At 67.0% G+C, this 12657-nt stretch carries 13 protein-coding genes; 12 read left to right on the top strand and 1 reads right to left on the bottom strand.

What is annotated here, in order from left to right; all coding sequences use genetic code 11:
- Positions 1–203: 203 nt before the first annotated feature.
- The 3 genes from hpf to hprK all read left to right on the top strand — a co-directional run bounded on the left by hpf (position 204) and on the right by hprK (position 2198).
- Positions 204–533 (top strand): ribosome hibernation-promoting factor, HPF/YfiA family, encoded by a 330-nt coding sequence (gene hpf, locus ACS5NL_RS02220; protein WP_439351947.1) that lies wholly within the window; start codon positions 204–206, stop codon positions 531–533.
- Positions 534–672: 139 nt separating this feature from the next.
- Positions 673–1143 carry a PTS sugar transporter subunit IIA gene (locus tag ACS5NL_RS02225; RefSeq protein ID WP_411367826.1) on the top strand — a complete coding sequence of 157 codons (471 nt, stop codon included), beginning with the start codon at positions 673–675 and terminating at the stop codon, positions 1141–1143.
- Positions 1144–1247: 104 nt separating this feature from the next.
- Complete coding sequence (gene hprK / locus ACS5NL_RS02230; protein WP_439351948.1) at positions 1248–2198, top strand: HPr(Ser) kinase/phosphatase; 951 nt, start codon at positions 1248–1250, stop codon at positions 2196–2198.
- Between the two features lie 96 nt (positions 2199–2294).
- On the opposite strand, the gene fur is transcribed toward hprK, so the two are convergent.
- Positions 2295–2732, bottom strand: a complete 438-nt coding sequence (gene fur, locus ACS5NL_RS02235; protein WP_439351949.1) for a ferric iron uptake transcriptional regulator — start codon at positions 2730–2732, stop codon at positions 2295–2297.
- Positions 2733–2882: 150 nt separating this feature from the next.
- On the opposite strand from fur, the gene ACS5NL_RS02240 reads away from it, so the two are divergent.
- From ACS5NL_RS02240 to gshA, 9 genes are all read left to right on the top strand, one after another.
- Positions 2883–3461 (top strand): outer membrane protein assembly factor BamE, encoded by a 579-nt coding sequence (locus ACS5NL_RS02240; protein WP_439351950.1) that lies wholly within the window; start codon positions 2883–2885, stop codon positions 3459–3461.
- A complete protein-coding gene (gene dapB / locus ACS5NL_RS02245) occupies positions 3458–4279 on the top strand; it encodes a 4-hydroxy-tetrahydrodipicolinate reductase (protein ID WP_439351951.1) in 822 nt (273 codons plus the stop codon). The genes ACS5NL_RS02240 and dapB overlap by 4 nt, the downstream gene beginning before the upstream one ends.
- Before the next feature lie 32 nt (positions 4280–4311).
- Positions 4312–4974, top strand: a complete 663-nt coding sequence (locus ACS5NL_RS02250; protein WP_439351952.1) for a MotA/TolQ/ExbB proton channel family protein — start codon at positions 4312–4314, stop codon at positions 4972–4974.
- Complete coding sequence (locus tag ACS5NL_RS02255; protein ID WP_439351953.1) at positions 4971–5423, top strand: ExbD/TolR family protein; 453 nt, start codon at positions 4971–4973, stop codon at positions 5421–5423. The genes ACS5NL_RS02250 and ACS5NL_RS02255 overlap by 4 nt, the downstream gene beginning before the upstream one ends.
- 84 nt (positions 5424–5507) lie before the next feature.
- A complete protein-coding gene (gene leuS, locus ACS5NL_RS02260; RefSeq protein WP_439351954.1) occupies positions 5508–8213 on the top strand; it encodes a leucine--tRNA ligase in 2706 nt (901 codons plus the stop codon).
- A gap of 51 nt (positions 8214–8264) precedes the next feature.
- The gene (locus ACS5NL_RS02265) at positions 8265–8822 is read left to right on the top strand and encodes an LPS-assembly lipoprotein LptE (RefSeq protein WP_439351955.1); all 558 of its coding nucleotides are present in this window, start codon (positions 8265–8267) and stop codon (positions 8820–8822) included.
- 4 nt (positions 8823–8826) lie between these two features.
- Positions 8827–9885 (top strand): DNA polymerase III subunit delta, encoded by a 1059-nt coding sequence (holA, locus tag ACS5NL_RS02270; RefSeq protein WP_439351956.1) that lies wholly within the window; start codon positions 8827–8829, stop codon positions 9883–9885.
- A 33-nt stretch (positions 9886–9918) separates the two neighbouring features.
- The gene (locus tag ACS5NL_RS02275; RefSeq protein WP_439351957.1) at positions 9919–11199 is read left to right on the top strand and encodes a glutamate-5-semialdehyde dehydrogenase; all 1281 of its coding nucleotides are present in this window, start codon (positions 9919–9921) and stop codon (positions 11197–11199) included.
- A gap of 105 nt (positions 11200–11304) precedes the next feature.
- Positions 11305–12588, top strand: a complete 1284-nt coding sequence (gene gshA, locus ACS5NL_RS02280) for a glutamate--cysteine ligase (protein WP_439351958.1) — start codon at positions 11305–11307, stop codon at positions 12586–12588.
- Positions 12589–12657 lie beyond the last annotated feature (69 nt).

Consider the following 12657-nt stretch of genomic DNA (forward strand, 5'->3'; position numbering starts at 1 on the left):
CTGAAGATCGCTGCCCCGGTCGTTCGTTCGACTGCACGGCCCATCCCCGTGTGAGTGCCTAGGTTCGCTTTTATGCCCATTGCTGCAGTGCAGGCTTGCGCCCCGGCGAATTCGTGGGCATAGTGGGCTCAAGACATCCCCTCGGCCGCAGGGGGTCTGCCCCCGGCGGCTTGTGTCAACCCGGAGCATTAGGAGGCTCTTGTATGAACCTGACGATCAGCGGTCACCATCTTGAAGTCACGCCCGCCCTGCGCGGCTACGTCACTTCCAAGCTCGAACGCATCTCCCGACACTTCGACCAGGTGGTCGACATCAAGGTGCTGCTGACAGTGGACAATCTGAAGGAAAAGGACATGCGGCAGAAGGCCGAATGCAACATCCACGTCAAGGGCAAGGATCTGTTTGCCGAAAGCGCGCATTCCGATCTGTATGCCGCCGTGGACGAACTGGCCGACAAGCTCGACCGCCAGGTGCTGCGCTACAAGGACAAGGCCCAGGACCACCACCACGATTCGGCCAAACGTCTCATGTGAACCCTTGGGATGCCCGCCGGCGGTTCGGCGGGCTTGCTGCGATGCAATAAGCCGCTTGGAAAGTCAAGCGGCTTTTTTGTGCCTGTTGTCTAGGCAAGGACCGGCAACTCGGCATAATTTGCGCTCCGAAGAGGCTTCAATGAACCGACTATCCGTGATTTTGCCCGCCACGCAGGTGCTCGTTGGCGTGGATGCGACCAGCAAGAAGCGCGCTTTCGAAGAAGCGGGCCTGCTGTTCGAGACCCTGCATGGTCTGAACCGGGCGCTGATCACCGACAGCCTGTTTGCCCGCGAACGCCTGGGGTCGACCGGCCTGGGCCATGGCGTGGCGATTCCGCATGGCCGCATCAAGGGCCTGAAGCAGCCGCTGGCTGCGGTGTTCCAGCTGGCCAACCCGATCGGCTTCGATGCGCCGGACGAGCAGCCGGTGCAGCTGATGATCTTCCTGCTGGTGCCCGAGGCGGCGACGCAGAAACACCTGGAAATCCTGTCCGAAATCGCCGAGCTGCTGAGTGACAGCCAGTTGCGCGAGCAGATGAAGAACTCCACCGATGCGGCCGCACTGCATGCGCTGATCACCGGCTGGCAGTCGGCCCACGCGGCCGCATAAGACTTGTTGACCCCCACGCCCCACCACTGCGCGGGTCGCTGCCCCCCGAGGGGGTTGGGCCTGCCTTGGGGCGGTCCGGCGGCTGGCCCCGCCACCATCGCCCGATGAAACCAACTGTTGTCAGTGCAGACGTTCTTTTCGAAGACCACCGCGATGCGCTGAAGTGGCAATGGGTGGCCGGCCTCGGAGCGTCGGAGCGGCGCTTTGACGAGGTCGCGATCCGTGAGGCCCGTTCGGGCGCCGACCTGGTCGGTTACCTCAACTACATCCATCCCTACCGCGTGCAGGTGTTCGGCGAGCGGGAGATGGCCTATCTCACCAGCCCGAGCGACGAGGACAACCGCCGCCGCATTGCGCGCATCGTGACGCTGGAGCCGCCGGTGCTGATCGTGGCCGACGGGCAGGCGGTGCCCGATGCGCTGATGGCCATGGCCGAGCGGGCGCAGATCCCGATGTTCGCGACGCCCGAACCGGCGGCGTTCGTCATCGATGTGCTGCGCGCTTACCTTTCGCGACACTTTGCCGACCGGTCCTCCATGCACGGGGTGTTCATGGACATCCTGGGCATGGGCGTGATGATCACGGGCGAGTCTGGACTGGGCAAGAGCGAGCTGGGGCTGGAGCTGATTTCGCGGGGCCACGGCCTGGTGGCCGACGATGCGGTGGACCTCTACCGCATCAACCAGACCAGCGTCGAAGGGCGCTGTCCCGAGCTGCTGCAGAACCTGCTGGAGGTGCGTGGCATCGGCCTGCTGGACATCAAGGCCATCTTTGGCGAGACGGCGGTGCGGCGCAAGATGCGCCTGCAGCTGATCGTGCACCTGGTCCGCAAGGAGACCATGGAGCGCGACTACGACCGCATGCCGCACGAGCCGCTGTACCAGGACGTGCTGGGCGTGCCGGTGCGCAAGGCGGTGATCCAGGTGGTGGCCGGGCGCAACATTGCCGTGCTGGTCGAGGCGGCGGTGCGCAACACCATCCTGCAGATGCGGGGCATCGACACCTACCAGGAATTCGTCTCCCGCCACCGCGCCGCGATGCTGCGGGGAGAGTAGCCAGGGTCATCCCCGCGCCGCCTGCGGCGTCACCCCCAAGGGGCCACTCCTGTGGCCCGGCGAAGCCGGTTCCACGGAGTTCTGGCCTGGCGAATTTCAGCCCTTGTTGTGTGTGCGGTGCGGGCAGTCGGTCTTGCTGCAGGTCGCGTAGAGAGAGAGCGCGTGTTCCTGCAGCACGAAGCCGCGGGCCTTGGCGATCTGTTGCTGCCGCTTTTCGATTTCGGGGTCGAAGAATTCCTCGACCCGCCCGCAGTCGACGCAGACCAGGTGGTCGTGGTGCTGACCTTCGTTGAGTTCGTAGACGGCCTTGCCCGACTCGAAATTGCTGCGCGAGAGCAGGCCGGCCTGCTCGAACTGCATCAGCACCCGGTAGACGGTGGCCAGGCCAATGTCGGAGTGGTCCTCCAGCAGCACGCGGTAGACGTCCTCGGCCGTCATGTGGCGCCGCTTCGCGTTCTGGAAGACTTCGAGAATCTTCAGCCGCGGCAGCGTGGCCTTGAGCCCGGTGCTCTTGATTTCATCGATGTTGGACATGGCGGATGGCGGCGGCTGGCGACGGGTTTGCGGAAGGCGTCGAACCACCCCCCGGGGCTACAATGGCCGGATCATATCGTCAGCGCGCTTCGGCGGCAGACAAACCCCGTCGGGTCCTGCGGTCGGACGCGCCTTTTCACATTGGCTGACATGCGCCCATTTCTCTTTTCTTCCGCGACCTGGCCGCTGATGGCGCGTCGGTTCCGTGACCGGCTGCGTACTCCCCTGGTGGTGGCCGCGTGTGTGGCGGTGGTGGCGTGTTCCGGCGTTGGCAGCGTGGTCACGCCCTACAAGATCGACATTCTCCAGGGCAACGTGGTCACGCGCGAGCAGGCCCAGGCCCTGCAGCCGGGACAGGCGCGCGACCAGGTCAAGGCGGTGCTCGGATCGCCGCTGCTGACCAGCGTGTTCCACGGTGATCGCTGGGACTATGTCTTCACCCTCCAGCGCCAGGGGCAGCCGCCCCAGCAGCGCCGCCTGACCGTGTTCTTCAAGGGCGATGTGCTCGACCGCGTCGAGTCCGACGAGCTGCCCAGCGAATCGGACTTCGTGTCGTCGCTGGACTCGCGCCGCAAGCTGGACAAGGCGCCGCCGCTCGAAGCCACCGAAGAGCAACTGAAGAATTTCCAGAGCCGCAATGCCACCGCGGCGCCGTCCTCGCCTGTCACCGCGCCCGCCGCACCGGCCACGAGTTATCCACCACTGGAAACCCCGGGGGCCAGCCGATGAGCGCCGCGGTCACGAACCCGCACCGGGTGTGTGTCGCCGGTGCCAGCGGCCGCATGGGCCAGATGCTGGTCGAGGCCGTGCAGGGCAGCGGGGACTGCGTGCTCTCGGGTGCACTGGACATCGCTGCCAGCCCCGCCATCGGGCTCGACGCCGGCGCCTTTGCCGGTCGCAACACCGGCGCGACAATCACTGCCGATCTGGCCACAGGCCTCTCCGGCAGCCAGGTGCTGATCGACTTCACGCGCCCCGAAGGCACGATGGAGCACCTGCGGGCCTGCGTGGCCGGCCGGGTCAATCTGGTCATCGGCACCACCGGTTTCAGCGAGGCCCAGAAGGCCGAAATCGCCGAAGCGTCGAAGTCGATCGCCATCATGATGGCGCCCAACATGAGCGTGGGCGTCAACGTCACGCTCAAGCTGCTGGAGATGGCGGCCAGGGCGCTGTCCACCGGCTACGACATCGAAATCATCGAGGCCCACCACCGCCACAAGGTCGACGCGCCCAGTGGCACGGCGCTCAAGATGGGCGAGGTGGTGGCCACGGCGCTGGGCCGCGACCTCAAGGACTGCGCGGTCTATGCCCGCGAGGGCGTGACCGGCGAACGCGATCCGTCGAGCATCGGTTTCGCGACCGTGCGTGGTGGCGACATCGTGGGCGACCACACCGTGCTGTTCGCCGGCACCGGCGAGCGCATCGAGATCACACACAAGTCCAGCAGCCGCGCCACGTACGCGCAGGGCAGCCTGCGTGCGGTGCGGTTCCTGGCCGGCAAGTCCAGTGGCCTGTACGACATGTTCGACGTGCTCGGCCTGCGCTGAGCGGCCATCGGTTCATCAGGGGGATTCAACACATGGGTGGCGTCTGGCAAACCATCTGGCAGGGCGATGCAATCAGCCGCAGCGTGGCGGTGCTGCTGCTGGCGATGTCCGTGGCCAGCTGGGTCGTGATTCTGTGGAAGGGCTGGCTGCTGCGCCGGGCCGTGGCCGATGTGCACACCTCGACCGCGGCCTTCTGGCAGGCCGGCAACCTCGACGAGGCACAGCAGCGCCTCAAGACCTTTGATGCCCGTGGCCTGGTGCTGCCGCTGCTGGACGCCGCGCGCACCATCGAGCAGGCATCGCCGCAGACCCTGGCCGCCGCCGGTGACCGTTCGCAGCAGCTCACCCGTGTGTTGCGCGACGCCCTGCACGCGGTGCTGCACCGCCTGCAATACGGCCAGGTGCTGCTGGCCACGGTCGGCTCGACGGCGCCCTTCGTGGGCCTGCTGGGGACGGTCTGGGGCATCTACCATGCGCTGACGGAAATCGGTGTCGACGGCAAGTTCCGCATCGAGCAGGTGTCCGGGCCGGTGGGCGAGGCACTGGTGATGACCGCGGCTGGCCTGGCCGTGGCGATTCCGGCCGTGCTGGCCTACAACGTGCTGGGCCGCCAGATCGCCCGCATCGAGGCCGATCTGGAGGGCTTTGCGCGCGACCTGCGCGAGCTGCTGCTGCACGCCGGGGGCGCGAAATGAGTTTCGGCCGGCTGGAGAAACCGGCCCGCCACGAACCGATGAGCGACATCAACGTCACGCCGCTGGTCGACGTGATGCTGGTGCTGCTGGTGATCTTCATCATCACCGCGCCGCTGATGTCCAGCCGCCTGGAGCTGGAGCTGCCCAAGGCGGAAGAACAGGTCACCAAGGCCGAGGAACCGGCCGCCTTCGTCTCGATCAGTGTCGATGCCCAGGGGCAGGTGTTCTGGGACGAGCAGCCGATCGATGCCGCCACGCTCAAGCAGCGGCTGGAGCAGACCGCGCGCCGCGACCCGGAAACCGAACTGCAGCTGCGCGCCGACACGGCCGTGCCCTATGGGCGCATGCTGCAGCTGATCGGCCAGGCACAGGCGGTCGGGCTCTCGCGCATCGGCTTCGTGGCAGACCCCGCGACCGGCGCGTCCAACGCACCTGCGTCCAGTCGCTGATCCACCGGGCGCAAGCCCTAAAATCGGGGGCGACGCAGCACGCTGCCTGCCCCCAATCTGCCGGTGTCCCCGGCCCCCAGTTCCATGCAAGACAAATACGCCCACCAGGACGTCGAGCGCGCCGCGCACGCCCACTGGACCGCCACCGACGCCTACCGCGTCACCGAAGACCAGAGCAAGAAGAAGTTCTACGCCTGCTCCATGCTGCCGTACCCCAGCGGCAAGCTGCACATGGGCCACGTGCGCAACTACACGATCAACGACATGCTCACGCGCTACCTGCGCATGAACGGTCACAACGTGCTGATGCCCATGGGCTGGGACGCCTTCGGCCTGCCGGCCGAGAACGCGGCGCTCAAGAACGGCGTGCCGCCGGCGAAGTGGACCTACGAAAACATCGCCTACATGAAGAAGCAGATGCAGGCGATGGGGCTGGCCATCGACTGGTCGCGCGAAGTCGCCACCTGCTCGCCCGAGTACTACAAGTGGAACCAGTGGCTGTTCCTGAAGATGCTGGACAAGGGCATTGCCTACCGCAAGACCCAGATCGTCAACTGGGACCCGGTGGACCAGACCGTGCTGGCCAACGAGCAGGTGATCGACGGCCGCGGCTGGCGCACCGGCGCGCTGGTCGAGAAGCGCGAGATCCCGGGCTACTACCTGAACATCACGTCGTACGCGGACGAGCTGCTCACGCACGTGCAGCTGGGCAATGACAAGGCCACGCTCAACGGCTGGCCCGACAAGGTCCGCCTGATGCAGGAAAACTGGATCGGCAAGAGCGAGGGCGTGCGCTTCGCCTTCACGCACGACATCCAGGCGGCCGACGGTTCGCTGATCGGTGACGGCAAGATGTACGTGTTCACCACGCGCGCCGACACCATCATGGGCGTGACCTTCTGTGCGGTGGCCGCCGAGCATCCGCTGGCCCACCACGCCGCGTTGAGCAATCCCGCGCTGGCCGCCTTCATCGAAGAGTGCAAGACCGGTGGCACCACCGAAGCCGAACTGGCCACGCAGGAAAAGAAGGGCATGGCCACCGGCCTGTTCGTCACCCATCCGCTGACCGGCGCGCAGGTCGAGGTCTGGGTCGGCAACTACGTGCTGATGAGCTACGGCGACGGCGCCGTGATGGGCGTGCCGGCGCACGACGAGCGCGACTTCGCGTTCGCGCTGAAGTACCAGCTGAAGATCCAGCAGGTGGTGGCGGTCGACGGCGAGACCTTCTCGACCGACGCCTGGGCCGAGTGGTACGGCGACAAGCTCAAGTGCGTCTGCGTGAACTCGGGTGTGCTGGACGGTCTGAACCAGAAGGCGGCGGTGAACAAGGTGGCCGAGCTGCTGGCTGAAAAAGGCCTGGGCGAGAAGAAGACCACCTTCCGCCTGCGCGACTGGGGCATCAGCCGCCAGCGCTACTGGGGCACGCCCATCCCCATCATCCACTGCGAGGCCTGCGGCCCGGTGCCGGTGCCCGAGAAGGACCTGCCGGTGCGCCTGCCCGAGGACCTGGTGCCGGACGGCAGCGGCAACCCGCTGAACAAGTGCGAGGCCTTCCTCAAGGTCGACTGCCCCTGCTGCGGCAAGCCCGCGCGGCGCGAGACCGACACCATGGACACCTTCGTGGACTCGTCCTGGTACTTCATGCGCTACTGCGACCCGAAGAACAGCGAGCAGATGGTCGCGGGCGGTACCGACTACTGGATGAGAGACCAGAATGCCGCCACCGGCGGCAGCGGCATGGACCAGTACATCGGCGGCATCGAACACGCCATCCTGCACCTGCTGTACGCGCGCTTCTGGACCAAGGTCATGCGCGACCTGGGCCTGGTCAAGGTCGACGAGCCCTTCACCAAGCTGCTGACGCAAGGCATGGTGCTCAACCACATCTACTCGCGCCGCACCGACAAGGGTGGCAAGGAGTATTTCTGGCCGCAGGATGTGGAGCATGTGCTGGACGAGGGTGGCAAGGTCGTCGGTGCGAAGCTGATCAAGGCGGTCGGTGATCTGCCGGCGGGCACGGCGATCGACTACGAGGGCGTGGGCACCATGTCCAAGTCCAAGAACAACGGCGTCGACCCGCAGGACCTGATCGAGAAGTACGGCGCCGACACCGCGCGCCTGTACACCATGTTCACCGCGCCGCCCGAAGCCACGCTGGAGTGGAACGACGCGGCCGTGGAAGGCAGCTACCGCTTTCTGCGCCGCGTCTGGGGCTTCGGCCACAAGCTCAGCGCGGTCGGTGGGCTGGGCGCGCTGGCGGCCGGCGTGTCGGGCCAGAGCCTGTCCAAGGCGGCCAAGGCGCTGCGGCTGGAGATGCACACCGTGCTCAAGCAGGTGGACTACGACTACCAGCGCATGCAATACAACACCGTGGTCTCGGGCGCGATGAAGATGCTCAACGCGCTGGACGACTTCAAGGGCGACGGCAGCGAGGGCGACAACGCCGCGCTGGCGGAGGGCTTCGGCATCCTGCTGCGCGCGCTGTACCCGGCCTGTCCGCACATTGCCCACAGCCTGTGGACCGAACTCGGCTACGCCGCCACCGCGGGCGACCTGCTGGACGCGCCCTGGCCCAAAGCCGACGAGGCCGCGCTGCAGCGCGACGAGATCGAGCTGGTGCTGCAGGTCAACGGCAAGCTGCGCGGCAGCGTGACCGTGCCGGCCGGCGCCGACAAGGCCGCCATCGAGGCCGCGGCCCTGGCCAGCGAAGCGTTCCAGAAGGCTGCCAATGGCGCCGCCCCCAAGAAGGTGGTGGTGGTGCCGGGTCGCCTGGTGAACGTGGTGGTATAAAACTTCGATTCCCGTCGCATGTCCCCTTCCAACTGAGCGAGACCCCAAGCCATGGCTGCTGCTGTCCTGAAATCCCCGGCCCGTCGGGCCGCTCTGCGCGGTGCGGCGATGGCCGGTCTGGCCCTGGGCCTGACCGGTTGCGGTTTTGCCCTGCGCCAGGCGCCGAAGTTTGCGTTCGAGTCGGTGCAGGTGACCGGGCTGGAAAACACCTCGATGTCGCGCGCATTGCAGCAGGCCATGCTGGCCTCCGGCATCCGGGTGGTGAACAGCTCTTCCGTCGCACAGACGGCGGCCCAGACCGGCGCGCCGGTCGCACCGCAGGTGGTGCTGCACGTGATCACCGATCAGCACGAGCGGGTGGTGTCCGGACAGAACGAGTCGGGCGAGGTGCGCGAGCTCACGCTCAAGGCGCGCTTCCGTTTCCGCCTGGCCACGCCGGCCGGCAAGTACCTGCTGGAAGAAACGGAACTGCTGCTGGAGCGCGACATCAGCTTCAGCGAAACAGCCGCGCTGGCCAAGGCCGCCGAAGAAACCATGATGTTCCGCGACATGGATGGCGACATCGTGCAGCAGGTGGTGCGCCGCCTGGCCGCCGTCAAGTCGCTCTGAGTCCATGCAGCTCGCCGCCCCGCAACTGGCCGGGCATCTGCAAAAAGGGCTGCGTTCCCTCTACACCCTGCACGGCGACGAACCGCTGCTGATCCAGGAGGCGGCCGACGCGATCCGTGCCACTGCGCGCGCGCAGGGGTACACCGAGCGCACGGTGCACACCGTGGCCGGCGCACATTACGACTGGAGCGCGGTGCTGGCCAGCGGCGGCTCGATGAGCCTGTTCGCCGACAAACAGCTGATCGAGGTCCAGATTCCGTCGGGCAAGCCGGGCAAGGACGGCTCGCAGGTGCTGCAACAGATCGCCGAAGCGGCGCAGGACAACGACACGACGCTCACGCTGGTGTTGCTGCCGCGGCTGGACATGGCGACCCAGAAGGGCGCCTGGTTCGGCGCACTCGACAGTTTCGGCGTGACCCTGCGCGTCGATCCGGTCGAGCGTCAGGCGCTGCCGGCCTGGATCGCCCAGCGCTTGCAGGCCCAGGGCCAGCGCGTGGCCGCGGGCGAGGAGGGCCAGCGCACGCTGCAGTTCTTCGCCGACCGTGTCGAGGGCAACCTGCTGGCGGCACACCAGGAAATCCAGAAGCTCGGGTTGTTGTACCCGGCCGGCGAGCTGGGCTTCGAGCAGGTCGAGAACGCCGTGCTCAATGTCGCGCGCTACACGCCCTTCAAGCTGGCCGAGGCGGTGCTGGGCGGGCAGGTGCTGCGGGTGCAGCGCATGCTCGACGGCCTGCAGGCCGAAGGCGAAGCGGCGGTGCTGGTGCACTTCGCGCTGGCCGAAGACATCCGCACCCTGCACCGGGTGCGCGGAGCGATGGACGCCGGCCGGCCGTTGCCGATGGCGCTGCGCGAGAACCGCGTCTGGGGCCTGAAGGAAAAGCTGATGGAACGGGCGTTGCCGCTGATCCGGCCGGGCCTGCTGGCGCAGTGGCTGCAGGACGCGCACACGGTGGACGGCATCGTCAAGGGGCTCAAGCAGCCCGACTGGCCGGCCGATCCGTGGGACGCGCTGCACCGCATGGCGTTGCGGGTCGCCAGAGAACTCACCCCCCTGCGCGGCTGACGCGGTTTTGGGCATGGTGCGAAAATCGCTGCCATGAACGCGACCTCCACCTCCGAACTGATGAATACCCTGGGCAGCCAGGCCAAGGCCGCCTCGGCGCTGATGGCCAGGGCCGGTGCGGCGACCAAGCTCAAGGCCTTGCGCGAGCTGGCGCGTCTGCTGCGCGAGAACGTGGCGCCGCTGCAGGTGGAGAACGCCAAGGACCTGGAGCGCGCCCGTGCCGCGGGCCTGGCCGAACCGATGGTCGACCGGCTCAAGCTGACGCCCAAGGTGCTGGAAACCTGCGCCGAGGGCTGCGAACAGCTGGCGGCGATGGCGGACATCATCGGCGAGATCTCGGGCATGAAACAGATGCCCAGCGGCATCCGGGTGGGCCAGATGCGGGTGCCGATCGGCGTGTTCGGCATGATCTACGAGAGCCGCCCGAACGTGACCATCGAGGCCGCCAGCCTGAGCATCAAGAGCGGCAACGCCTGCATCCTGCGCGGCGGCTCCGAGGCCATCGACTCCAACCGCGCGCTGGCCGCGCTGGTGCAGCAGGCCCTGGTGGCCGCCGGTCTGCCGGCCGACGCGGTGCAGCTGGTGCCCACCACCGACCGTGCTGCGGTGGGCCAGCTCATCACCATGCCGCAGTATGTGGACGTGATCATCCCGCGCGGCGGCAAGGGCCTGATCGAGCGCATCAGCGCCGAGGCCAAGGTGCCGGTCATCAAGCACCTGGACGGCAACTGCCACACCTACGTGGACGACCCCTGCGACATCGCCATGGCGGTCAAGGTGGCCGACAACGCCAAGACCCAGAAGTACAGCCCCTGCAACGCCACCGAGAGCCTGCTGGTGGCGCGTGGCGTGGCGAAAGATTTCCTGCCGAAGATCGGCGCGGTCTACGCCGCCAAGGGCGTCGAAATGCGCGGTTGCCCCGAGGCGATGGCGATCCTGGCCGCCGTGCCGGGTGCCCAGGTCAAGGCGGCCAGCGAGCAGGACTGGAGCGAGGAATACCTGGCGCCCATCGTCAGTGTCAGGCTGGTCGACGGCGTCGACGAGGCGATCACCCACATCAACCGCTACAGCAGCCACCACACCGACGCCATCCTCACCACCGACCACATGCACGCCCAGCGCTTCCTGCGCGAGGTCGATTCGGCCAGCGTCATGGTGAATGCGAGCACCCGCTTCGCGGACGGCTTCGAGTACGGGCTGGGGGCGGAAATCGGCATCAGCACCGACAAGTTCCACGCCCGCGGTCCGGTGGGCGTGGAAGGCCTGACCTCGCTCAAGTACGTGGTGCTGGGCGAGGGCGAAATCCGCACCTGAGCGGGCTTGCAAGCCGGGCCGCAGGCCCCATCTCCCACCTTTGGTCGCCCCGGCCGGTCCCTACAATGGGCCGGTCGTTCTCTTCTTTGCGCAAAGGTTTCCCCCATGGTTCCGCACCTCGTCACGGCATTGACCGGTCCGATCAACGAGCTGGAACAGCGGATTCTCGAGTCCACGCCAGTGATCGAGCGCTGGTTCCGGCTGGAGTGGATGGAGCACACGCCGCCGTTCTACAGCTCGGTGGACGTGCGCAACGCCGGCTTCAAGCTCGCGCCGGTCGACACCAACCTGTTCCCGGGCGGCTGGAACCACCTGACGCCGGAGATGATGCCGCTGGCGGTGCAGGCGGCGATGGCGGCGATCGAGAAGATCTGCCCCGAGGCCAAGAACCTGCTGCTGGTGCCCGAGAACCGCACCGACTCCTTCTACCTGGCCAACCTGGCGCAGCTGCAGCGCGTCTTCTACCAGGCCGGCCTGAATGTGCGCCTGGGCTCGCTGTCCAACGACATCAAGGCGCCCACGACCTTCGACCTGCCCGACGGCAACACGGTCACGCTCGAACCGCTGATCCGCAGCAAGCGGCGCCTGGGGCTCAAGCATTTCGACCCCTGCACCATCCTGCTCAACAACGACCTGAGCGCGGGCGCACCGGGCATCCTCGAAGACCTGCACGAGCAGTACCTGCTGCCGCCGCTGCACGCCGGCTGGGGCGTGCGCCGCAAGAGCAACCACTTCAAGGCCTACGAAGAGGTCGCCAAACGCTTCGGCAAGCTGCTGGGCATGGACCCGTGGCTGATCACGCCGATGTTCAATCAGTGCGGCGAAGTGGACTTCGGCGCGAAGAGCGGGCTGGAATGCCTGGCCAGCAACACCGACGCGCTGCTGGCGCGCATCCGCCGCAAGTACAAGGAATACGGCATCAACGAAAAGCCGTTCGTCGTCATCAAGGCCGACAACAGCCATCCGGCGCTGGGGCAGCTGACCGTGCGCGACGCCAAGGAGCTGGACGCGGCCTGGTTCCAGGCGCGCGCCAAGGCGGTCGCGGGGCAGGCGATCGGCGAGGTGATCATCCAGGAAGGTGTGCTCACCAACGAGCGCATCAACGCGGCCGTGGCCGAGCCGGTGGTCTACATGATGGACCGCTACGTGGTGGGCGGCTTCTACCGGGTGCATGCCAGCCGCGGCACCGACGAGAGCCTGAGCGTGCCGGGATCGAGCTTCGTGCCGCTGGCGTTCGAGCAGAGCGCCCAGTTGCCGCAGCCCGGCGCCAAGCCGGGTGCCAGCGTGCCCAACCGGTTCTACATGTATGGCGTGATCGGCCGGCTGGCCATGCTGTCGGCCGCCTACGAACTCGAAGCCACCGATCCGGACGCCGAACAGTACGACTGATGGAAGTTGTTGCGCCGCAACATGGCGCGGCGGACTTCTCGATTCGAGCCAAATCCCTACTGGCGCCAT

The organism is Hydrogenophaga sedimenti (assembly GCF_051857515.1).
Lineage (GTDB): Bacteria > Pseudomonadota > Gammaproteobacteria > Burkholderiales > Burkholderiaceae_C > Hydrogenophaga.